This window comes from Paenibacillus sp. FSL R5-0908, from assembly GCF_038006245.1.
In the GTDB taxonomy this organism is placed as follows: Bacteria; Bacillota; Bacilli; order Paenibacillales; family Paenibacillaceae; genus Paenibacillus_AQ; species Paenibacillus_AQ odorifer.
On record NZ_JBBOUV010000001.1, the window covers coordinates 3,295,930 to 3,317,624 of the forward strand.

Consider the following 21,695-nt stretch of genomic DNA (forward strand, 5'->3'; position numbering starts at 1 on the left):
TCGGGTTTTAGAATTACGCAAGGGGCCTAACGCCAGTGGGCTCCTTTTGTATTTCTTGGCCATGTTACAGGAGGGTGAAGGTCATACACAATGAAAAGATTATGGTTTGTGTTCATTATGGTCCGCATGGGGAGCGTTTAATCCGGCGTGGTGTCCAACTATCTGAAATTATAGGGGCGCCATTGTTTGTATTAAATGTCGATAGTTCGGATATTGATGAATATAATCAGAGCAAAGAAATGTATATGACGGTCTGGAAACGTCTTGCCGATGAAGCTGGCGCAGAGTTTATCATTCGGAAACGTGAAGGCCGAAAAACAACAGATATTATTGTAGAAGTTGCTGAAGAGAATGAGGTTACACAGATCGTCATTGGACAATCTGCTCAAACTCGGTGGCAGGAGCTTACCAAACGTAATTTCATCAATGAACTCATTGGTAAAATGAAAATGATGGATCTGCATGTCGTGGCTGTGCAGAGGATGCGTGCCGGACTGGAAGAAACCCATGAGGAAGGCGTTATCGCCTACCTGGTCAAAAACGGGGCTGAGTATCAGCTCAGTGATGAACCTCAGGGAGAGTATTCGCTTAAGGGAAAGTTCTTCCACGAACTACACACAGAATTTGAGAACGGTTTATTCAGAATTGAGCAAGAAGATGGAAAGGCTAGATATCTGCATATTTGTGATGGCACATTGACTGATTCTTTATAATCAGGCTTGCCCTTATCAACATTGGGGCCTTGTATATAAGGCCCTACCAATCATATGATCTTTGGCTTTTGGTAAAAAAGTAAGTACTAAAGTTCACAACTTGATAAGCTCAAGTGGAAAAGGAGGACTGCCTTTGCTGCATGTAATCATACTTGTTCCGTTTCTAATGGCCTTAGTAATCGCACTTTTGTCCAAGAGAGCACCCAACCTTCATAGAGGATGGCTTGTTTTCCCTGGTTCACTCGTTTTGTTTGTTTATTTCTTAACCCGGATTCCCGTTATTAGGGGTGGGGATTTGGGATATGAAACCATTTCATGGATTCCTTCACTAGGAATTGATTTGGTGTTCCATCTGGATGGATTAAGTTTGTTGTTTGCTTTGCTAATCACTGGGATGGGTAGTCTTGTGATTATTTACTCAATTTATTATCTGGACCGGCGAAAAGAAGCGTTAACCCCTTTTTATATCTATCTAATGTTATTTATGGGGGCGATGCTTGGCGTTGTGCTCTCGGATAACTTGATGGTGTTATACGGCTTTTGGGAATTAACAAGTGTTTCGTCATTTCTGTTAATTGCCTTTTGGCATCGGCGGCAAAAATCGCGGTATGGTGCTCTCAAATCTATGTTGATTACCGTATTTGGTGGTTTAGCGATGTTTGCCGGCTTTTTAATGCTTTATGTAATGACAGGCACCTTTAGTATCCGGGAAATTTGGAGTGAGGTTGGCGATATTAGCGGGCATGCTTTATTTATTCCGGCGATGCTGCTAATTCTCTTAGGCGCCTTCACCAAATCAGCGCAGTTCCCCTTTCATATCTGGCTGCCGGATGCCATGGAGGCACCGACACCCGTCAGCGCCTATCTGCACTCGGCAACGATGGTTAAAGCTGGATTGTATCTTGTCGCCCGTTTCAGCCCTGTTTTTGCGGGGCAATATGAGTGGTTCTGGGTTGTGTCAGGCGTCGGTTTGATCACCTTGATTTATGGCTCCATCCAGGCGATGAAGCAGACGGACCTGAAGGCTCTATTAGCCTATTCAACGATTAGTCAACTTGGACTAATTATGGGATTGCTGGGAATGGGATCGGCAGCGGCATTTTATGTAGGGGAAGATTCAGTCTTTTATACTGCTGCAACAACAGCGGCTATCTTTCACCTTATTAACCATGCCATCTTTAAAGGCTCTTTGTTTATGATGGTCGGTATAGTTGACCATGAGACGGGTACCCGAGACCTGCGAAAGCTGGGCGGACTGATTTCCATTATGCCGGTTACCTTTACGGTAGCGATGATCGGCAGTTTCTCGATGGCTGGTTTGCCGCCATTTTCCGGGTTTTTAAGTAAAGAGATGTTTTTTACGGCTGTTCTGAATATCCGAAACCTGGATATATTGTCTATTCCCTCGTTGTTTACGCTCTTCCCGGTTTTGGCCTGGATTGCCAGCGTGTTTACTTTTGCATACAGTATGATTTTGGTTTTCCACACCTTTTTCGGAAAATATCAGCCTGAGAAGCTGGACAAAAAACCGCATGAAGCCCCATTTGGACTTCTGCTTGCCCCGTGCCTGCTAGCAGTGCTGTCTATATTTATCGGTTTTTTCCCGAATATATTATCCAAAACACTTATTATCCCTGCAATGAATGCTATTCACCCAATCTTGCAGACCGGAGAACCCTTTGTTGTGAATATTCATTTCTGGCACGGCTTTACACCAGAAATATGGATGACACTTGGTGTTGTGATTCTTGGTATGATTGTTTACCGAATCTATGGCCGCTGGAGTCTGGTCGATAAAGAATGGGGCAGTGGCTACACTTTAAATCAAGTCTATGACGGAGTAATCCGGCTGGTCGAGAAATCGTCTAAGGCGTTGACTGGCACCTATATGACAGGTTCCATGCGCCATTACTTGATGTATATCTTCGCTTTCCTGATCGTAGCCATTGGTGGAGCCGTGTGGTATACCGATGGAATAACGCTTGGGACAACTGAATATGCTCCGTTTTCTTTGTTTGAAGTTATTGTTGTTATGGTTATGCTTGTGGGCGCTTTGGCTATCCCATTTATACGTTCCAGAATTACAGCTATTTTGTTAACAGGAATGGTTGGTTATATGGTTACTTTACTCTTTGTTCTGTTCCGGGCACCTGATCTGGCGCTTACGCAGATGATTGTCGAAGTAGTATCCGTTACATTGTTCCTGCTATGTTTTCGGCATTTGCCTAAGCTGGAGAAAGAACCGCTCAAACTTCGGTCCCGCTTGCCTAAACTAATTATTTCCATTGGGATGGGAATAACGATGACATTGGTTGCACTTGCTGCTTTAGGCAGTAGTCCGTTCGAATCCATCTCGAAATATTATGTGGAGAATAGCTATACCTTGGGTGGCGGTAAAAATATTGTTAATGTTCTGCTCGTTGATTTCCGCGGCTTTGATACCATGTTTGAAATTACAGTGCTTGGCCTTGCCTCACTTGCTATTTATTCCATGATCAAACTGCAACTGGATACGGATGGAAACATTGCCCCACTGAAGCGGGCTGAGAAGGATAATAAACCACGTTCTTCTGTAAGTGATGATGTGTTACTACAAGCGGTAGCTAAAGTAGCCTTCGTTATGATACTAATATTTTCGCTTTATCTGTTTTTCGCCGGACATAATAATCCGGGAGGCGGATTTATTGGGGCTTTGATGGCATCAGCCGCATTGGTACTGCTCGCCATTACTTTTGGGATTGATATGGTTGAGAAGGTATTGCCTATCGACTATCGTAAGTTAATCGCGGTTGGGGTATCTGTAGCTTTTCTTACAGGAATAGGTTCGTTTTTATTCGATGTACCTTTTCTGAGCCAAGCGTTTGGCTATTTCCAACTGCCACTTATGGGAAAAACAGAACTGACCACAGCAATGTTCTTTGATCTTGGTGTTTTCTTAGCTGTTATTGGTGTCACTATGAATATCATATTTACGATCGGGAGGGATAGCTAATGGAGCTTATTATTGCCCTGGCGATCGGTGTACTGTTTTCCGTAGGTGTTTATCTAGTTCTTTCCAAAAGCTTGCTGCGCATCCTTCTGGGAACCACTTTAATAACGCACGGCGTTCATTTGTTGTTACTGACAATGTCTGGCCTCAAGACAGGTGCTGCACCATTGCTGGGTGAGGAAGCGGAAGCTTATGTCGATCCTTTGCCGCAGGCGCTCATTTTGACCTCTATTGTAATTAGCTTTGGAGTAACAGCATTTTTTATTGTTTTGGCATACCGGACTTACCGCTCGACGGGTACCGATGATGTGGAAGGAACCAAGGAGGAGAGACGATGAACAACTTGTTAGTGCTGCCTCTGCTGATTCCGGCCATTACGGCAGTTATACTCATTTTTCTGAAAGAACGAGTACGTCTGCAACGAATCATAAGTGCCGTCAGTGTGTTTTTAAATATCTTTGTTGCAGGATTCATTGTGTATCAGGTAAATACAAACGGTATCCAGACCTTATATATGGGGGGATGGCGTCCACCTTATGGCATTGTGTTTGTTGCCGATATGTTTTCGGCATTGCTAGTGTTGACTGCGGCCATTGTTGGCGCGGCTTGTCTGTTTTTTTCCTTCGCTAGCATTGGGGAAGACAGAGAACGGTTTTATTACTATCCGTTTTTCCATTTTTTATTAACCGGGGTGTTTGGTTCTTTCCTCACCGGGGACCTGTTTAACTTGTTTGTCTGTTTTGAGGTGCTGTTAGTTGCCTCTTACGCTTTGATCGTACTTGGTGGGTCCAAGGGTCAACTGCGAGAGACATTAAAGTATGTATTAATTAATGTGATTTCCTCTTCCTTGTTTGTGGCGACGATTGCTTATTTATATGCCGCGACAGGAACACTGAATATGGCGCATCTATCTATGCGTGTAGCAGAGGCGGGACAAGGCGGAGTAATGAACGTCATTGCGGTCCTGCTGCTAATTGTATTTTCGATTAAGGCAGGTTTACTGCTCTTTTTCTGGCTTCCCGATTCTTATAGTGCACCGCCATTGGCTGTTAGAGCCCTGTTTGGGGCTTTGCTAACCAAGGTCGGATTGTATGCAATTACTCGTACCTTTACTTTGATTTTTATTCAAGAACCGGGACTTACCCATACATTGATTGCTTGGATGGCGGGGGCGACGATGATACTTGGGGCAATCGGGGCATTGGCTTACAACGATCTGGGCCGAATATTTAATTATAATATCATCATCAGTGTAGGATTTATTGCTTTTGGGATCTCTGTCGCGACTCAGGATTCGTTAAATGGTGTAGTGTTTTATTTAATGCATGACATGGTTGCCAAAGCATTATTATTCTTCCTGGGTGGGATGATTATCTCAGCTTCAGGCACTGACCGCTTAAGAGAAATGGGTGGTTTAATCCGACGTTATCCGTGGACCGGCTGGATGTTTTTTGTATTGACTTTGGCATTGGTTGGTGTTCCACCCCTTAGTGGTTTCGCTGGAAAAGTGATGATGGTGCGGAGTGGATTTGGCGAGAATCACGTGGCTCTGGCGCTGATTGCACTTGCGTCAAGCTTCGTAGTGTTATATTCCTTGATCAAGGTATTCCAGCAAGTGTTCTGGGGTGGGGAGAAAAGGGAGGAACAGGTCAAACCGCTTCATTATAAAGCTATGATGGCACCGGCAGCTGTTCTGTTCGCGATTGTAATTCTGATGGGTGTGGGTGCGGAGACGGTAAACGGACTTGTCAGCCAAGCCGGAGCTGTACTGGCTGATCCAGCACTATACATTAACGCTGTCATGAAGGAGTGATACTATGGCTTTTCAACTATTATTGAATTTCATGATAGCATTCCTGTGGATGTTCCTGCACAATGACTGGACTGGGCCACGTTTCGTCATTGGTTTCTTGATCGGTATCCTCATTCTGCTCGGAATGCGACGTTTTTGGCCCAGATTATATCTAGGAAAAGTGTGGGCAATTATTAAGCTAATCCTGTTGCTGCTGCGGGAACTGGTCGTTTCAAGTTATGTAGTGGTAAAAGCCGTTCTGAGACCGGAGCTTAATATACGTCCAGCAATCTTGAAATATACTACAGAGCTGAAATCGGATTGGGAAGTGGCTACTTTGATCACATTGCTCTGCCTTACTCCCGGATCTGTGGTACTTGAAGTATCGGATGATAACCGGACTTTGTATATTCATGCCATGGATGTTGAGGATCCCGCACAGTTCAGAGCGAATATCCGTGACACCTTTGAGCGTGCGATATTGGAGGTGACCCGTTAATGATCCAATTTATTCTTATGCTCTCGCTTACGATTATGGCGCTGGCGATTGGTGTATGTGCTTGGCGGTTGTTGAAGGGACCTTCTTTGCCCGACCGGGTAGCGGCACTGGATACGATTGGAATTAATCTGTTAGCCATGGTAGCCGTTCTTTCGGTTTTACTCCGAACGCAGGCTTTTATCGAAATTATTTTGTTAATAGGCATTCTTTCCTTTATCGGCACGACGGCATTTGCCAGATACATCGAAAGGGGAGTGGTGCTAGAACATGGAAACGATCAAGACAGTCGGTGAATTGCTGTTTGCTTTGTTAATTCTGATGGGGGCATTGCTTAGTGCTGTAAGTGCTTATGGACTGATTCGGCTGCCTGATGTTTATCTGAGATCGCATGCCGCTGCTAAAAGTGCCACCCTTGGTGTTTTATGTGTTCTGAGCGGGGCCTTTCTATATTTTGCATTTTTTCTAGATCATATAAGTGCTAAGCTGCTACTGGGGATTGTCTTTGTATTTATGACCTCACCTTTATCTGCGCATTTGACAGGTAGAGCTGCTTATCGCTCAGGGGTTCCCTTATGGAATCGCAGAATTCAGGATGATTTAAGAGAGGTACTGGAGAAAGAAAAAGCTGTAGCAGCATCCCCTGAACGGGATGTGCCTCAAGAATAAAATTCAGGAAATGTTAGTCTGTAATTTCGGATTACAACAATAAGTTTGGATCGTAATAGCTAAAAAGCAACAACCCTGCATGAAAACGCGGGGTTGTTGCTTTTTTAGATTAAAACTACTCTTTTTTTGTTATCTTAACGAACTAATATTTTGCCTTCTCCAGCAAGGATGCGAAGTACCCTTGGGAGTCGTTCACCGTCATTCTCAGGGATGTCCAATTGAATGCCGTAGTGGAAACTGCCTTGCTGTTCTTTGTTCCATTTCAATATTCCTTCTATGTACATAGATTCATCCGTAAGATTCATTTCCATGCCAATGCGTACTAGGTTATTTTCTGGGTTGATATTGAGGGGTAACGATAAATGGCAACCCGATCGACTGATGTCGAACAATACAGCCCTTACAGGCTTGGAAGGAACCTGGATTCCGTTAATTGTAAGAATATGAAGATCAAATGTTACAGGTTCTTTAAGGGTATATCGAAAAGGTTCGGTTCTGCGATTAGTGTTCATATGCTCCTCCATACTTTTCCATGTCATATAAATTATCGACATAAAAGTAGGATTAGTGAAGAGCTGATTCTATTTTTGATTTATTTCACTACTTTAGCAGGCTCGTAGGTAAGGCAGCGCAGACTTTGATCAGGATAACGCATTTCTGCCGTGTAGCTGCTGCCATCTTCCAGCATCATCTGAACAGCGACCATGCCGCGTTTATCATTGGTTTCAGTGTTGATCAGTGCTGCTGTAGCAATTTTCCGGCTTTCTTTTTGTTTATCTGTAAGGATAGTAATGGCCGCATTGATCCAACGTGCATCTTTATAGATAGTGCTGGCAGCAGAAGCGCTAATTGGTGTTCTTTTCAGAGCATTATTAATCGCGGTCGTATTCACTACCATACCGTTTATGGGATCAATTAGTACATCATATTCCCAGAATTCCTTCCCTTGCCCTTCTAGGGTCTTGGCGTTATATGGACTGAAATGTACAACCCATGTCCACGGCGGCGAGGTTTGGGTATCACTCAGAATAACCCGCATCTGTAGCTTGACAATGTCGACATCGTATAATTTTCGAACGCTTGTAGCAGCAAGAATAAGGGCATCAGTCTGACTCAAATTCCCTGCAGCAGGCGGTGTGACAGTGGTCCGTTTGGATTCAGAAGTCTCATGACCCGCCATATCTATGAAATTGTTAATGGGTTGTATTTCTTTAGGACTCATCTGCGGTTGTAGATCGTCATTCTCTGTGGGCACCGGCGTTAGTGCTTCCAACTTCACCCCAGGGGTTTTGGTTCTGGTTAAAGCTAAATGGGTGGTGTTTTGAATGACAGCACTGACGATTAGCAGACTCCCCGAGAACAGGAGTATAGCTAAAGTAGTGGGGAATTTTTTGTTATTCACTTGAATAACCTCCATTTACTTCGGATGATACTGAATCTTCCTAAACCTTAAACTATAGATGTTATAGAGTAAGTGAACAGATGTTATGGAGTTGTAAAAAGATGCGGATACTTGTCCCTTGACCTAAAGTAGAATTCAGTGAAACTCTGGCTTGATGTGCATCTGCGATTTGCTTGCATAAAGATAAACCAAGACCCGCACCCCCGTATTCGCGTGTACGCGATTTTTCACCTCGATAAAAGGGTTCAAAAACACGCACGCTCTGTTCCGGGGTCATCCCAAATCCCGAATCACATACTTCCAATATGGCTTCATCATGTAATACATAGGCAAGCATGCGGATGGTGCTCCCTTGCGGGGATGCATGAATGGAATTCTCGACAAGGTTAACCAAGAAGGAAGCTAGCAGATCATGATCACCCCAAACCGCAGGGATGGAATAATCCATTTCTAGCTTGATGCCTGCTTCGTCCAATTTAAGCTGCTCAATCTGTTTAACCGATTTGAACAAATCTGAGATATCTACCTGTTTCAGAGTCAGAGGATGATGCCGTAGGACAGACAAATCCAGCAGTTTGAAGGCTAAATTCTTCAGGCGTAAGGTTTCACTAAGGATATATTGACCAGCCATCTGCTGTTCTTCCTGTCCTATATTTGCGGAAGTCAGAAATTCAGCAAATCCCTGCATACTGGTTAAAGGTGTGCGCAGTTCGTGGGCGAGGTTATCGACCATTCTCTGCTTTTCATCGGCCATATTAGACAGTTCGATCACGTGTTGCTCCACTGCGTTTGCCATTCGGTTAAAGTTCAGGGCTAACTCACCAAATTCATCTTTACTGCGCAACTGTACGCGCTCGGTATATTTACCTTCAGCGATCGTTTTTGTAGTCTTTGAAAGCTGTTTAAGTGGTTTGGTCAGCTGCCGGATCAGCAAGTAGAGTAATAGGAGCAGAATTGGACCGATAATCCAGTTAATCATTACAAAAAAACGGTTCAGCTCACGCTGCTTAGCATACAGGTCACTGGTGCCATATCCGTAAAAGCCACAAGATATGAATAATTCACAATAGTTGATTTATCAATTGAATTCAATGGACAGCGAAATGTCTATGGTCTCCTTATCCATGCTGTATTCAATCCGAGAGATTACTTGCCTTGCAATATCGTTCTTATCCTTGTCTGTAGCTTGTTCAGATTCCCATATATCGCGGAACGATTTAATTAATACCTTACGCTGTTTGTTTTTCTCGATGGAATCGTAATTCATTTCATGACGGTGTGCTATCAATTCTGTTTCAAGTATAGCAATTTCCTTCTGGCGCTTGTCGCGTCTTTCCTCGTATTCTTCCCGAGAGTATTCGTCAAGCTCGTACATTTCCTTGATTTTGGCCAAGGCCTTTTTAAATTTCAGAAGTTGGGATTCCTTTTCCCCGATCTTCTGCGTTAAGCGCTCCAGGTAACCTTCGTTAATGTATGCCTCAGAATCAATTATTTTCTGCTCATACTCTTTCAGTTCTGCAGCAATAAATTCATGAAGCACACTCAGGCGCAAGCCGGGGTTATCACACTTCACGCCGAAACTATTTCTAGCGTCACAATTTTTAAGGGATGAAGTGGGGTAGCCGTCTGTCCGTACACTGTATCGAATCATTCTGCCGCACTTGCCGCAAAATACAAGACCGGTCAATGGGTACGTACCCGCCCTGGCTTTCTTCGGAACACTCCGGTTCGACTCCAGGATGGAAATCAGTCTCAAATGTTCTTCTTCTGTTTTCACGGCTTCATGGCAATTCTCGACAACAGTCCAATCTTCCCGGGGGAGGTGGACCAGGGGCTGTGTTTTCTTATGCTTGTGACCTGACCCTTTAGTCTTGCCGCTAATGATCCGGCCCAGGTGTGTTTCGTCCAAGAGAAGGCGGCGAATCGTATTCCCGTGCCACATCCCACCTTTTGGTCCTGGTATCCCCCGTATGTTTAATGCATAGCCCAAAGGTGCCAGGTGCTGTCCTTCCAGTACAGCTTCCTTTAACTCCTGGTAGATACTATTTTTGGAAGTCTCGACGACCAGCCCCTTTCTTTCGGCCACATAGACATACGGATAGGGCGGGGTGCCGTTAGTCCAGTTACCAAGCCGCGCCCCGATCTTCTTACCACGCTGTAAGTTTCGGGTGATCGTCTTGTATTCCTGGCGGGCAAGAAGCCCGCGTACATCTACCAGCAAGTCGTCCGTATCGTCTACGAGATTGTAAATCTTGTCAGGGGTAACTATGTACGTTTCGCTGTCCCGGAATATGCGCTTAATCTTGCCCTGGTCTTCCAGTTCGCCCCGGCCCAGGCGTTGATAGTCCACGACCAGCACGGCGTCGTAAATGCCTTCTTCAACGTCAGCAAGGAGTTTCTGGAACTTCGGCCGGTATTCAATGGTTTCTGAACTGGCTATCTCCACATATTCAACGTATTTCCAACCATGCTTAACGCATATCTCCCTTAAGATATAGCGGTGTTTCTCTAAATCGGCATCTTCTTCGCCCCGACTCTTTCGGAGGTAGAGCGCCACATATCTAATTATAAATTCTTCTCTTGCCATGCTGTGCCACCTCATTCACATGTTATAGCACAACTATACCTATGGTATAATTATTAAGATAGGGGCCGGACAGGGGGATTAAAAACATCTATCGGAGTTCGCGGTCTGATAAGCGTCTTTTATGGATGCGGAGTATGGGCAGAGGACAACGACCGCCGCGACATTATATAATTTCCCGCAGCTTTGAGGTAGGGGTCCTTAAGCAAAAACAGAAACGCCGCAAACCGAAACACGAAAATGACCCCCCACCAAAATACTACAGCTGTTATATATTAAAGAGTTAATAAACACTAAATACATATTACTTAATAAATTATATTTAATTATTTATTATTTATATTTTTATTATATATAGTGTTTATTTTAGAAAAGCGCATTTACATAATTTAGGGGGTTTTGTATTGAGCACAATACCAGGTATTGAAGGGTTCGTATCAAAGAAAAATATCCGCAGGCTATTAGTCAACTACCACACGCTGGAGAACGGTGACCAACTGCCCAACCCGGACGACATGCCGGTCAACGGCGGGCCGAAGGCCTACGACGGTGTGAATGGGGGCCGGTTAAACAAGATCATGCTGGACGACGCTATAGGGCAGTTATCGCCCTGGATGCAGGCCGTGGTTAAGTGCCGCTGGACGCGGCAGCTGCCGGTTAAGGATGCTCTGCAGCTGCTGCATGTATCGAAGGATGTGTACTATCAGCGCTGTGACCTGGCCGTCGAACAGCTATATATAAACGTGAATGGCCGGGCTGCTGGAATTGTGGCGCTGTACACACGAATCAGAGGGGGTTGACAGATTGCCGTCTAAATCGTAAATTTTAACTAAGCTGCTTTACTTGTGCTTACAGGTAAGCACAAGCTTAAGGCGAAAATCGGCCGGAAAAAGGACGCTTCCAGTTTCCGGGTCCTGACTTTACGAAACAAAATTCATAGAAGTAAAGAAGTCTTTACTTTTAAATTCGGCTGGCCTTCTGGGCTGGCTTTTTTATTTTCACGAACCAAAGGGGGCGCTGTAATGTCCAAGGAGCCAGAGAAACCGGCTGCTTCGCTGGACCCGCTAAACGAAGAAGCCAAGCGACTTGTACATGAAAAGGCCGATAAAATGAATCGGGTTGAGATTCGCCGGGGGCTGCCGTTTCTTACATGCGGGGCAAGGAAAAAGAAGAGTGAAGGCTATTGCCGCCAGTATGCCGGTATGGGTACGGATCACCCAGGCTGGGGACGCTGTAAGTTTTGCGGCGGCCGAAACACTGGGCCAAAGACTCCAGAAGGTAAGGCGGTAGTTAGCCAGAATGCAAGAAAGCATGGATTCTACAGCAAGGCAATAAGCCCAGAAGAACGCGAAGCCTACGAAGAACAGCTGGAGATACAGGACTTAGGGCTGCAGCATGAAATTTATATGCAAAAGGCGAAAATCCTGACGTATCTTACAGGGTGGCGGCGTAAGTGGGATCGGTACTATAAGCTGAAACTGAATGAAAAGTACGTGAAGTATAAATGCACTAACCCGGATTGTGGGGCTGTGCATGTGCGGGGCGAACTTGAAGGCAAGCTAGGGTATTGCCCAGCCCGCAACTGCGGCGAGAAACGGCTTAAAGAGGTTGAACGCTGGGTAGCACAACGAACAGCTATAGAAGCAGAGGAATATGCAGACTGGCAGACAAAGGTCTATTTCTCCGAAGGTGAAAAAGGCGGCCGGAGCTATTACCACGCTGGAAGCTTAGAGGATCGAACCCTGGATAGAGCGCTTAACACCTTAAGCAGGCTTATAGAGAAGCATGCAAGACTTACACAGGATTCAGGCGACGACTTGTTAACTGCGATAAACAAGGAATTGCAGCAAGCCAGTCAAGGCAAAGTTACGGTCAGCTGGGGCGGGAAAGCACAGAGCAGAAGCGCCGAAAAGCCCGAAGTATAAAGGTTTCAGCCGATTGTATTTTTATGCGTTTTGCAAAAAATATGTTTATTAGCATAAAGATACACTGCGGAAGGGTTAACTGTGACTATAGTGTTGACTGTGTGTAATGGTTCTGATATTATCGTTACATGTAAATAACGATATTTAGGGGTGGACCTATGGAACACATTGCCGAAGAATTGCAGGGGCATATCGCCCGGAAGATGAACCGCCAGGAGCCAGGGCCGTATCTGCCCGAACAATACGCAGACCTGGAAGCGTACATAGTCGCCCGGGAAGGCGAAATACGGCGCAAACGTTCTGCAGCCAAGCAGGGGGAAAAGAGCCGTACATCTGTCCTAACAGAAGCCCAGGTATTAGCTATACGGGCGCAGTACGTACCTGGTAAACGGGGTACGGGCAGTAAGGCTATGGCCAAGCAGTACGGGGTACACTATCGCACTATTGACATGATTCTAAATAGGGAAACATGGAAGCACATTTAAGAGAAAGCCGCCTATGGGCGGTTTTTTACTTTTCAGGGAAGGAGAAAGGGCCATGATTGACGGAAGCAGCGCCTACAAGCTTGTCGAATATGATTACCAGGACGAAACGGACCCCATAAGCGGCGCACCCACTATTACAGCCGTACCCCGCACCGTTCAGGATGCCAGGGCAGGCGTACCGTACAATACAATCGCTGACCTGGGGGAAGTGTTCCTACGGGAGAATCTGCGGGAAGCATGGCGGCTGCTTCGTCGAAATGACCCTTTTGACTACCAGCTGGAGGTATGTGACGCCATAATCTATTCGTGTCTTGCGGGCCTGGGTTGGCAGTTCACGGTCATGCAGACCCGGCAATCCGGGAAGAACGAAGAATCGGCGTTTATCGAACAGTACCTGCTGCTGTATGGCTGGTATCATGGGACCAAGATATCCGGCGTTAAATTTGCACCAGTGCATAAGCCCCAGGTGCAGGCCAGTATGGACCGCCTGGAGGGGGCCGACGCCCCGGACGCTGGCGGCTTGGCAGGCAGTGCCTTGACCAAGAAGACATACCGGAAATCAGACGGTTATAAATACCATATAGGGCGGCCCCGAGATTCCAATAAGTGGGCCTTTTTGTCTATCAACCCGGCGGCTAATATCGCATCACAGACGGCATACACGCTGCTGGAGGGTGACGAAGCCCAGGACATAGATACTGCGAAGTGGGAACGTGACGCGCAGCCTATGGGGGCGTTTAACAATGCGACCACCGTATTCTGGGGCGTGGCCTGGACCAAGGAATCCCATATTTATGCGGCTATGCAGCAGTCCTACGCTATGGAGTTACGTCTGGAGAAGGAATTGGGCTACCGCCCCAAGCTAGTTTATAAGATTGACGCGCACCGGGTTATAGCTTCGGGAAACGACAACTACCGGAAGGCCTTTGAAAACCAGGTAGCGCGGCTGGGCGTTAAGCATATCGCTATCCAGACCCAGTATCTGCTTAACTTCGTTGACAGCATAGGGCGCTTCTTTGATTTAGAACAAATAGAGCGCATTTTCAGTGCTACAGGTACGTACACCATGCGACAAGGCCCGAAGCCTGGCAGCAAATACGTCTTTTCGATTGACGTAGCGGGCCAAGAAGAGAATCCCACAGGCACAGGGGAGGATATCGAAGCTGGGATGCACAAGCGGGACGCAACGGACCTGGTGATCGGGGAATTACACGATAACGGGGTAATCGCCCCTGTGTGCTTCTATCAGTGGATCGGGCGGCCACACACGGAACAGCGTATCCAGATAAAAACCATACTGCGGCACTGGCGAACACTGGGCGGTGTAGTTGACGCTACGGGGATCGGTGAACCCTTGGCATACTGGTTAATTGAACAGCTGGACGACATGCTGATAGAACCGTATAAATTCCGGGCCGAGGGCGACGAAAACAAAAGCAAATTAGGGTATCTGGCCTACAGCTATGTGCATGCAGGTCTTTTTTGCATGCCGCGCCGACCCATAAACGACATGCAGCAGGGCGACCAGTGGGAAGAAGCCAAATGGCAACTTGAAAATCTGGTACGGGAAGCGAAAAAGGCCCAGAAAATCAATTTCCATGTTCCCCGTAACGCCAAGCCAAGAAAACCGGGGCATGTGCCGCATGATGATAAGGCAATGGCCCTGTTTATGTTGATCCGTGCAGCCTGGGGAATGAAAGACCCGGATAAATGGCGGGCAACGTCCTTCAATCGCAAAGAGATAGGGGGTTAACGTGCCAATGGTCGAGATAATCAGTTTTGATAAGCTCCGGGGGCGCTGGACAAATGATATTTGCCCACTATGCCCGAAACAGCAGGACGGCAGCTGCCCTTCTGGGGCTGACGCCTGTATTGCCGTTGAAATGCTGCGGCAGCTGGCCAAAGCAAGCCCGGAGGACCGCCAGGAATGGCTGGACAACGTGGCCGACATGATCGAAACGTAGGGAGGGGGGCCGGATATGGCCGTAGTAAACCGAATACCGGCGCTGCTGGACGCTTCTGCAGACCTGGCAGCCGCGAAGACAGCCGCACCCGGATGGCTGACACAGAACAGCGCCTGGCTGGCCAAGCTTTTGAAGGATCACCAGGCGCTGCTGCTGGATCAAAAGGTCGAATTGCACCAGGCGACCTATGACGGAGAGCTGGAGGAAATAGAGCTGCGGGACAAGAGCCGGGGCGACGACGTTAACCACAAGGTATTCGCCAGCCTGGCGCAGCTCATAGTGGATACGCCGGTCGATTACATGCTGGGCAAGCCCATCGTATGGGCATTCAAGGACCCCAAGGAAGCAGGGACCACGGCGGCCGTTATGGGCGAGTACCGGAAGGAGCTGCTGGCACTGCTGGAGACGGAAGATGCCCAGCGGGTCCTGCGGGAGACTCTGACCCAGGGCGGGATCGGGGGCATGTCCTTCATTCTCTGCTGGGTAGACGAAAACGGCGGGATCGACTACGAGGAATTCCCGATCCAGGAGGTTGTGCCGGTCTACGATGGCCGGGGGCGGCTTAAGCTGGTGGTGCGATTTTACCAGGTCAATGTGGCCGAGCCGGACGCTGACGAAGAAGACCTACGCTATAAAGCAGAGATTTACGACAGCAAATACGTTACGTATGCCATAGGCGACGAAGACGGCGAATCCTTCACCCTGGACAAGGACGAGGCCCCGAACGTCATAGACCATAAGGCAGGCCGGATTCCGGTTTCCGTTTTCCTGAACGGGACCCCGGCCAGCTACAAGACCCGCCAGAAAAAGGCCGGAGTATCCGACCTGGCGGGCGGGATCATGTCTATGCTGCTGGAATTCGCACACGGTATAAGCGATAAATCGAACGCCGTGGACCGGATGCAGGACCAGCTGCTGCTTATGACCGGCGTCCAAATGGGCGCGACCCAGAAAGAGGGCGAAGCCGAAGTAATGGCCATGCGAAAGGCGCGGGCGCTGGCCTTGAAAAACAAGGATTCAGCAGCTCAGTTCATTCAGCCGGGCCAGGAGGACAAGGCAATCGAAAACTTCCTGGACCGGCTGCGGGATACGATCCATTCAGTGGCGTATATCCCGAAACTGGATGATCTGTCCGGCGCTACAGCGACCGAAATTAAAGTCAAGTACGCGGGCCTGGACATTAAAGCCGGAAAGAAGGAAACCTACTTCCGCAGCACGATAAAAACGCTGCTGGCCGTGCTAACCGACTTCATAAACGCCCGAAAACTGGCAGGCGCTTCCGGTTCCTTGCCGGACGACTACCAGGCCAAGCTTAAGGACCCCGCCGGGAACGGCCTGTACTCCAGCGAGTGGGTAGAATTCACCCTGAACCGGAATATGCCGCAGAACTTCCTGGAAGTCGCCCAAATTGTGCAGGCCCTGGCTGATAAAGTCCCGGATTCGTACCTGTATGAATTGCTATGGTTTATTCCCGACCCGCAGGCTGCTCTGGACGAGATGAAGAAGCAGAAGGACGACGCGGCCAAGCGGGCCACGGAAACCAGTCTTTCCGTTCTGGGAATGGGCAGCAGCTTCGGGTCTACGGCTTCGACGACTACCACGACGAACCCAGAAGACACGCAACCGACGGAATAGGGGGCTAGGCTATGGCTGACCGTAAAAATCCATACCGGCCCGGCACATCGGAGTATAAAGCCTGGAACATGGCGAACCAAATGGACGATATGCTGGAAGAAACGCTGGCCAAGCACCAGGCTATCCTGGATAAGCGGTCTATCGACTACGGCAAGCTGATCCTGCCGACCTGGCGCAAGGTAGAAACGGGGCTGCTGGCGTCAATCAAGGAGCTGTACGCGAAGTACGCAGGCCCAGACGGTAAGCTAATGGGCGCTAAACTGACTGAAGCGGCCCGTCTGCAGGAGCTGCAGAGGATGGCCCTGGGCATGATCCGAACGCTGGAGGGCCAGGCCGATCTGCTGGAGAATCATATAGCCTTTACCTACGTGGACAGCGTGAACTTCAATACCTGGGCGCTGGAGCAGGCCACGAATATAACGGTCGCTACGCCGGTCCTGACCTATCCTCAGGTTATGGGGGTCATTGCTAACCCTTGGCTGCCGGATGGTAAGACCTACAGCGACCGGATTCGTGCGAATACCGCAAATCTGGCCTTGAAAATGGACGAAACGATCCTGCAGGCTACGACCCAGGGCTGGGACTTGCCAAAAACGGCCCGGAAGGTACGGGACGAAGCCGGGGAGAGTTACGACCGAGCGCTGACCTTGGCCCGTACCGAAATGAACCGGGCGGCCAGCCTGGCTTCCAGCCATTCGTTCATTCAGAATTCGGATATCCTGGGCGGGAAGCGCTGGGTAGCTACCCTGGACATACGGACCGCGCCGAAGGATGCCGATAACGACGGTAAAATCTACGATGTGGCATACGATACGCCGGAAATGCCCGGTACTCCAGGGCAGCGGATTCCTAATCATCCTAATTGCCGGTGCAAGTATTCGCCAGTAGTGGACGGCATGAGCAAGAAAATCCGGGAGCGGATCGCCAGGGGCGACGGTGATACCCTGGACAATTACGGCCAGCGGTACTACACCAAGGCCCAGACGTACCGCGAATACGCCAAGGAACGCGGCTTGCCGGACCTGGACGAGCGGCTGGCCAAGGATAACCCTAAGAAATATCTACGCAGGGGCGAGAAAGCTTCCTGACAGAAGGTAAGAAGTAAAGACTTCTTACCTTTTTGCATATCCTGGACCCCGCTGGATTGAATAAAACAGCGAACAGTAGGCCGCATATGGGTATGACCCCTGGGGGCGCATAACCGACATACGCCAAAAGCCGCCGAAACTTGATAAGAGCAGCCAGGGCAGGGCTGTCCAGGATATACAAAAAGGTTAAGCTGCACTGCTTCCTGGTGTGCTTCCTTTGCCAATAAGCGTTTTACCCGTATCGCAAGAACAACGGGGCGCAGGGGGTAGCAGCCCTTTAACTGCGGGAAAGGTTAGGTAACGAATGGACATGCTTAAGATTTTGCAGGAGAAGTACAAGGCCGGAAAGCTGACGAAGGAGAAGTACGAAGCCAAAGTCAAGGAGTTGCTGGAAGACCAGGACCTGGACCAGGCCGAATACGACGCCGCGCTGCTGTTTGATCCGAAGGACGACGGCGAAAAGCTGATCTACTCCGAAAGCGATATGCAAAGCATGGCCCATAATGTGGCCCGCCGCACACTTCGCCAGGAGCTGAAAAAGCAGGGGCTTGATATCGACGCCGACAATAAGGGTCTTGTGGCAGCCGTAGTACAGCTGGCTAAGGTCGGCAAGGAATCGGACGGTAAGGGCGCAACCGCGACAGAACAGGAGATCGCGCAGCTGCGCAAGGATGCCGCCAAGGTAAAGACGCTGGAAGCCCAGGCGAAGGAGCTAGCGCTGGAGAATGCCGTGCTGAAATCAGTCGGCAAGCACCAGCCGCATAATCCGTCCCAGGTTGTCCGTGCGCTTAACGATTACGCGGACCTTATCGACTACGACGACGAAACCGGCTTGCCTACAGCCAAGAGCATTACGTCTGTAATCTCTAAGCTGGCCAAAGCGGAGCCGAACCTATTCAAAACGCCCGGCACAGGTACAACCGAGGAAGAAGAAGACCAAGAAGAAGACAGCCAGGGCGGCGAATTCAGAAGCAAACCGCCAGGAGGTTCTGGCGGCGCTGGTGGAAGTGGCGGGAAAAACAAGGCTGACGAAATGAAGGCCGATGCGCTTCGCCGTATGGGTATTACGACCGACCAAAAATAAGTAAGAGAGCGAAAGGGGAAACGAATCATGCCAGTAGGTAACTATGACGGCCAGATTAGACATGTAGCTGTATTGGGCGGCCGCGAGATCAAGGCAAGCCCGACGTATTCGTACATCACGAATGGTATTACGTTGGACGGCAGCAAGTTTGCTGCGGGGGAATTGGTCCTGGAGGGTCAATGCCTGGTGAAGGATAACACTTCCGGCAAGTATGAAAAGTACGCGGAAGCGACCGCTGGAACCTTCCCAGTCGGGAAGTCTAACCCGGTGATCCTGGACCAGTCGGTTAAGTTTGAACTGACCGACGCCGGAGCCAATGCGGACCGCATTGTCGGCCAGGTCCTGGTCCGTGCGGACGTCTATAAGGGGATGCTGATCGGCTGGACCCAGAAATTCCAGGATTCCGTGGCGGGAGCAATCCGCATTCTGTAGCACCTAAATAACATGCAGCCTTCGGGCTGCTTTTTTTATGCCCAAAAACTAACAGACAGACCGAAAGGGGAAACAACAATGGCAGGATTAGACCAGTATAGCCCGTTTTTTGCGAATCCTTTGTTTACCGACACGATCAAGGAAGTGCCGATCAAGAAAGGATATATTGCACAGCGTTTCCTTCCGCGCGTAGAAACGTTTGAAACCAAATTTTACGACGCACAGGTAGTACGCCAGGCTGACATGGCGAACATCGTATCCGGGCTGGCCGAAGTACCTTTGACCGACCGTGATCCTATGAAAGCCGTATCCGGTGAGATTGCGGACATTTCCCAGGGTTACGTCGTAACCAAGGAAGAACTGGGCGCACTCATGGACAAGGGCAACCCGCAGCGCCGTAAGCTGACCGAAACGCAGCTACTTAAGAAGGGCGCGGCTATTAAGGGGAATGTGGACGCCCGTATCGAATGGATGGGCTGGCAGGCCCTGGGTAACGGTCAGCTGGTTTATGCCAAGAACGGCATTTATATGACTGTAGGTTTCGGCCTGGAAGCTGGCCAGTTCAAGACGGCAGCAACACGCTGGAACGATACCGGTGCGACGATCATTACGGATTACGAAACTTGGAACCAGGAGTACCAGGACCGCACAGGAGAAGGCGCGGACACGTTTGTAACGTCTATCGCGGCTATCCGTACCGTGCTTAACGATCCTGCAGTCCGCAAGGCCGTAACCGGCTATTCTGACAAGCTGCTGGAGCTGGGCGAACTGAATACCTTCCTGTCCGGCCGTCAAATGGCGAAAATGGAGTCCTTCGACGCTTCGGTCACCTACCGCGACGTCGATACAGGCGGGACCCGCGTTTCCCAGCGCTTGCTGGATGCTAAAAAGGGTGTATTCCTCAAAGAGGGCGGTGCAATCGGTGACCAGCTTATGGGTCCTACAATTGAAAACCAAATGAACCCAGGCATTTATGCCCGGACTATCCACATGGAACTGCCTATGCGGGATATCATCCAGGTTGTGGCGTCGTCCTTCCCTAAAGTCACCGGCAGCCAATATATTCAACCTTGCACATTGCTGGCCTAATAAAATAAACGCAGCCTATGCTGCATATCGAAAGGGGTAACTGAAATGCCTAGAATTTTTATTGACGCGGCAGGCGTATCCTTCCAAGGTTCCGACGTTAAGCCTGGTACGGTAATCGAACTGGGGGAGCTGTCTTATAACGCGCTGCTGAATGAGCGCAAGGGCCGCCAGGTAGACGACCAGGACAAGCCGGTCGGAGAGATCGGGGAAGCGCCGGTAAACGTGCCAGAGGCAGACCCAGACGCTGCTGCAGCAGCTGAGGTGGAGAAGCAGCGCAAGGCGCTGAACGACCAGTACAATCTGGAGGGCGGCGGTACTAAGCCAGGGCTTAAGGAAGCAGCTCTGGCTGCAGGCGTAGAATTCGGGTTCGACGCAAAGAAGGATACGATTATCGACGCAATCCTGGCCCAGGGCAAGGCTGCGCTGCTGATCCGATAAGGGGGCGGGCTTCATGATTCTTTCTGATACCGAACTACCAAGCTATTTTATACCGGCTACGAATATGACCGAAGCGGATCGCATGACTTATTTAGCCCGGGCGAATGCTTATTGCTTGGGTGAGATAGGCGGCGAACCGCCGATCCTGCCCTGGGACACTTTATTCGTAAATCTTAAGGGGATTGTAGCTGCTGCCTTTGAAATCCTGGTAGAAGGTGAAACCGCCGAAGTGGACCAGGTTAGCGGAAACGTGACCGAAGCCGCGCCAACCAGGCCAGGCACAGCGCCTAATCCCCTGAAAAACGTGGACAAGATGCTGCTGCCCTATAAAAACGCCTACGCCCGCGAGAACGCCGAAGTTAGCGATTATGGGTTTAGCTTCCTGGGCGGCAGGTAATGGCTGCGGAATTCCGAATCGACAACCTGGAGAAGTGGCAGCAATGGCTGGCAGAGCTGGCCAGCGGTCCCGAAATGGACGCCACGAAGGACAGGATTACCCGAAAGGCGGGTATGCTGCTGCTGGAGAGCCTGGACGATCTGACGCCGGTCCGCACCGGATGGCTGCGGGAGTCTATGCAGCTGGGCCACCCGCAGAACGTCTTTCAGATTGAGGTCGGCCGGACTACTCACGTATTCGTCGGCACAGCGGTAAGCTACGCGGGGGCCGTCAATGATGGCTATACCCAGAAGCGCGGCCGGTACGTCCCGGGCTATTGGAAACGCGGGAATTTTATCTATGTCCCGTATGAAGAAGCAAAGGCCCAGGGGATCGGCGGCATGGTCCTAACCGGACAAATCATTCCCGGCGCTCATATGTTTGAAAAAGCTATGGACCGTTTGGAAGAGGACATGCCGGAACTGCTGGAAGTCGAATTCAAACGGCTGTTTGATCGGCTGTTTTAGGAGGGGC

At 49.2% G+C, this 21,695-nt stretch carries 24 protein-coding genes; 20 read left to right on the forward strand and 4 right to left on the reverse strand.

All coding sequences use genetic code 11. The features are described 5' to 3' along the window. The first annotated feature begins 74 nt into the window (after positions 1-74). The 7 genes from MKZ09_RS14690 (at position 75) to mnhG (ending at position 6,659) form a co-directional block, all read left to right on the forward strand. Positions 75-713 carry a universal stress protein gene (locus tag MKZ09_RS14690; RefSeq protein ID WP_232061321.1) on the forward strand — a complete coding sequence of 213 codons (639 nt, stop codon included), beginning with the start codon at positions 75-77 and terminating at the stop codon, positions 711-713. A gap of 127 nt (positions 714-840) precedes the next feature. After that, positions 841-3,705, forward strand: coding sequence for a Na+/H+ antiporter subunit A (locus tag MKZ09_RS14695; RefSeq protein WP_076135776.1), 2,865 nt, complete (start codon positions 841-843; stop codon positions 3,703-3,705). Beyond that, positions 3,705-4,040, forward strand: coding sequence for a Na(+)/H(+) antiporter subunit C (locus MKZ09_RS14700; RefSeq protein ID WP_036686402.1), 336 nt, complete (start codon positions 3,705-3,707; stop codon positions 4,038-4,040). Before MKZ09_RS14695 ends, MKZ09_RS14700 begins: the two co-directional genes overlap by 1 nt. Next, positions 4,037-5,515 (forward strand): Na+/H+ antiporter subunit D, encoded by a 1,479-nt coding sequence (locus MKZ09_RS14705; RefSeq protein ID WP_076135630.1) that lies wholly within the window; start codon positions 4,037-4,039, stop codon positions 5,513-5,515. The genes MKZ09_RS14700 and MKZ09_RS14705 overlap by 4 nt, the downstream gene beginning before the upstream one ends. A gap of 4 nt (positions 5,516-5,519) precedes the next feature. Further along, entirely contained in the window at positions 5,520-5,993 is a 474-nt protein-coding gene (locus MKZ09_RS14710; protein WP_076126047.1) for a Na+/H+ antiporter subunit E, read from the forward strand. Then, a complete protein-coding gene (locus tag MKZ09_RS14715) occupies positions 5,993-6,286 on the forward strand; it encodes a Na(+)/H(+) antiporter subunit F1 (RefSeq protein ID WP_076135632.1) in 294 nt (97 codons plus the stop codon). The genes MKZ09_RS14710 and MKZ09_RS14715 overlap by 1 nt, the downstream gene beginning before the upstream one ends. After that, a complete protein-coding gene (gene mnhG, locus MKZ09_RS14720) occupies positions 6,261-6,659 on the forward strand; it encodes a monovalent cation/H(+) antiporter subunit G (RefSeq protein WP_036686408.1) in 399 nt (132 codons plus the stop codon). Before MKZ09_RS14715 ends, mnhG begins: the two co-directional genes overlap by 26 nt. 134 nt (positions 6,660-6,793) lie before the next feature. Here the strand turns inward: mnhG and MKZ09_RS14725 are convergent, their stop codons facing one another. From MKZ09_RS14725 to MKZ09_RS14740, 4 genes are all read right to left on the reverse strand, one after another. Beyond that, a complete protein-coding gene (locus MKZ09_RS14725; protein ID WP_036686410.1) occupies positions 6,794-7,171 on the reverse strand; it encodes a PilZ domain-containing protein in 378 nt (125 codons plus the stop codon). 80 nt (positions 7,172-7,251) lie between these two features. Then, a complete protein-coding gene (locus MKZ09_RS14730; RefSeq protein ID WP_076202716.1) occupies positions 7,252-8,061 on the reverse strand; it encodes a hypothetical protein in 810 nt (269 codons plus the stop codon). A gap of 61 nt (positions 8,062-8,122) precedes the next feature. After that, on the reverse strand, positions 8,123-9,040 hold the full coding sequence (locus MKZ09_RS14735) for a sensor histidine kinase (protein ID WP_341040891.1): 918 nt from the start codon (positions 9,038-9,040) through the stop codon (positions 8,123-8,125). 99 nt (positions 9,041-9,139) lie between these two features. Next, positions 9,140-10,648, reverse strand: coding sequence for a recombinase family protein (locus tag MKZ09_RS14740; RefSeq protein WP_341040892.1), 1,509 nt, complete (start codon positions 10,646-10,648; stop codon positions 9,140-9,142). 401 nt (positions 10,649-11,049) lie between these two features. On the opposite strand from MKZ09_RS14740, the gene MKZ09_RS14745 reads away from it, so the two are divergent. The 13 genes from MKZ09_RS14745 (at position 11,050) to MKZ09_RS14805 (ending at position 21,688) form a co-directional block, all read left to right on the forward strand. Next, positions 11,050-11,445, forward strand: a complete 396-nt coding sequence (locus MKZ09_RS14745; RefSeq protein ID WP_341040893.1) for a hypothetical protein — start codon at positions 11,050-11,052, stop codon at positions 11,443-11,445. Between the two features lie 222 nt (positions 11,446-11,667). Then, on the forward strand, positions 11,668-12,570 hold the full coding sequence (locus tag MKZ09_RS14750; protein ID WP_341040894.1) for a hypothetical protein: 903 nt from the start codon (positions 11,668-11,670) through the stop codon (positions 12,568-12,570). A 158-nt stretch (positions 12,571-12,728) separates the two neighbouring features. Next, positions 12,729-13,055, forward strand: coding sequence for a hypothetical protein (locus MKZ09_RS14755; protein ID WP_341040895.1), 327 nt, complete (start codon positions 12,729-12,731; stop codon positions 13,053-13,055). 52 nt (positions 13,056-13,107) lie between these two features. Next, entirely contained in the window at positions 13,108-14,808 is a 1,701-nt protein-coding gene (locus MKZ09_RS14760) for a terminase (RefSeq protein ID WP_341040896.1), read from the forward strand. 7 nt (positions 14,809-14,815) lie between these two features. Further along, positions 14,816-15,019 carry a hypothetical protein gene (locus MKZ09_RS14765; protein WP_341040897.1) on the forward strand — a complete coding sequence of 68 codons (204 nt, stop codon included), beginning with the start codon at positions 14,816-14,818 and terminating at the stop codon, positions 15,017-15,019. 15 nt (positions 15,020-15,034) lie between these two features. After that, a complete protein-coding gene (locus tag MKZ09_RS14770) occupies positions 15,035-16,654 on the forward strand; it encodes a phage portal protein (RefSeq protein WP_341040898.1) in 1,620 nt (539 codons plus the stop codon). 11 nt (positions 16,655-16,665) lie between these two features. Next, positions 16,666-17,742, forward strand: a complete 1,077-nt coding sequence (locus tag MKZ09_RS14775) for a phage minor head protein (RefSeq protein ID WP_341040899.1) — start codon at positions 16,666-16,668, stop codon at positions 17,740-17,742. Between the two features lie 304 nt (positions 17,743-18,046). Further along, complete coding sequence (locus tag MKZ09_RS14780; protein ID WP_341040900.1) at positions 18,047-18,826, forward strand: hypothetical protein; 780 nt, start codon at positions 18,047-18,049, stop codon at positions 18,824-18,826. 27 nt (positions 18,827-18,853) lie between these two features. Further along, the gene (locus tag MKZ09_RS14785; protein WP_341040901.1) at positions 18,854-19,258 is read left to right on the forward strand and encodes a hypothetical protein; all 405 of its coding nucleotides are present in this window, start codon (positions 18,854-18,856) and stop codon (positions 19,256-19,258) included. A gap of 78 nt (positions 19,259-19,336) precedes the next feature. Continuing rightward, positions 19,337-20,347, forward strand: a complete 1,011-nt coding sequence (locus MKZ09_RS14790) for a major capsid protein (RefSeq protein ID WP_341040903.1) — start codon at positions 19,337-19,339, stop codon at positions 20,345-20,347. A 222-nt stretch (positions 20,348-20,569) separates the two neighbouring features. Continuing rightward, positions 20,570-20,785: a hypothetical protein gene (locus MKZ09_RS14795; protein WP_341040904.1), complete on the forward strand. Its 216-nt coding sequence runs from the start codon at positions 20,570-20,572 to the stop codon at positions 20,783-20,785. 13 nt (positions 20,786-20,798) lie between these two features. Further along, positions 20,799-21,182: a hypothetical protein gene (locus MKZ09_RS14800; RefSeq protein WP_341040905.1), complete on the forward strand. Its 384-nt coding sequence runs from the start codon at positions 20,799-20,801 to the stop codon at positions 21,180-21,182. Then, positions 21,182-21,688, forward strand: a complete 507-nt coding sequence (locus tag MKZ09_RS14805) for an HK97 gp10 family phage protein (protein WP_341040907.1) — start codon at positions 21,182-21,184, stop codon at positions 21,686-21,688. Before MKZ09_RS14800 ends, MKZ09_RS14805 begins: the two co-directional genes overlap by 1 nt. The last annotated feature ends 7 nt before the right edge of the window (positions 21,689-21,695 follow it).

Bases quoted from the DNA above. Each gene is read 5' to 3' on its own strand.
- MKZ09_RS14785 (WP_341040901.1), top strand. From the start codon at position 18,854: ATGCCAGTAGGTAACTATGACGGCCAGATTAGACATGTAGCTGTATTG.
- MKZ09_RS14755 (WP_341040895.1), top strand. From the start codon at position 12,729: ATGGAACACATTGCCGAAGAATTGCAGGGGCATATCGCCCGGAAGATG.
- MKZ09_RS14700 (WP_036686402.1), top strand. From the start codon at position 3,705: ATGGAGCTTATTATTGCCCTGGCGATCGGTGTACTGTTTTCCGTAGGT.
- MKZ09_RS14705 (WP_076135630.1), top strand. From the start codon at position 4,037: ATGAACAACTTGTTAGTGCTGCCTCTGCTGATTCCGGCCATTACGGCA.
- MKZ09_RS14725 (WP_036686410.1), bottom strand. From the start codon at position 7,171: ATGAACACTAATCGCAGAACCGAACCTTTTCGATATACCCTTAAAGAA.
- MKZ09_RS14800 (WP_341040905.1), top strand. From the start codon at position 20,799: ATGATTCTTTCTGATACCGAACTACCAAGCTATTTTATACCGGCTACG.
- MKZ09_RS14790 (WP_341040903.1), top strand. From the start codon at position 19,337: ATGGCAGGATTAGACCAGTATAGCCCGTTTTTTGCGAATCCTTTGTTT.
- MKZ09_RS14775 (WP_341040899.1), top strand. From the start codon at position 16,666: ATGGCTGACCGTAAAAATCCATACCGGCCCGGCACATCGGAGTATAAA.
- MKZ09_RS14770 (WP_341040898.1), top strand. From the start codon at position 15,035: ATGGCCGTAGTAAACCGAATACCGGCGCTGCTGGACGCTTCTGCAGAC.
- MKZ09_RS14715 (WP_076135632.1), top strand. From the start codon at position 5,993: ATGATCCAATTTATTCTTATGCTCTCGCTTACGATTATGGCGCTGGCG.
- MKZ09_RS14765 (WP_341040897.1), top strand. From the start codon at position 14,816: ATGGTCGAGATAATCAGTTTTGATAAGCTCCGGGGGCGCTGGACAAAT.
- MKZ09_RS14710 (WP_076126047.1), top strand. From the start codon at position 5,520: ATGGCTTTTCAACTATTATTGAATTTCATGATAGCATTCCTGTGGATG.
- mnhG (WP_036686408.1), top strand. From the start codon at position 6,261: ATGGAAACGATCAAGACAGTCGGTGAATTGCTGTTTGCTTTGTTAATT.
- MKZ09_RS14750 (WP_341040894.1), top strand. From the start codon at position 11,668: ATGTCCAAGGAGCCAGAGAAACCGGCTGCTTCGCTGGACCCGCTAAAC.
- MKZ09_RS14760 (WP_341040896.1), top strand. From the start codon at position 13,108: ATGATTGACGGAAGCAGCGCCTACAAGCTTGTCGAATATGATTACCAG.
- MKZ09_RS14740 (WP_341040892.1), bottom strand. From the start codon at position 10,648: ATGGCAAGAGAAGAATTTATAATTAGATATGTGGCGCTCTACCTCCGA.
- MKZ09_RS14735 (WP_341040891.1), bottom strand. From the start codon at position 9,040: ATGATTAACTGGATTATCGGTCCAATTCTGCTCCTATTACTCTACTTG.
- MKZ09_RS14780 (WP_341040900.1), top strand. From the start codon at position 18,047: ATGGACATGCTTAAGATTTTGCAGGAGAAGTACAAGGCCGGAAAGCTG.
- MKZ09_RS14805 (WP_341040907.1), top strand. From the start codon at position 21,182: ATGGCTGCGGAATTCCGAATCGACAACCTGGAGAAGTGGCAGCAATGG.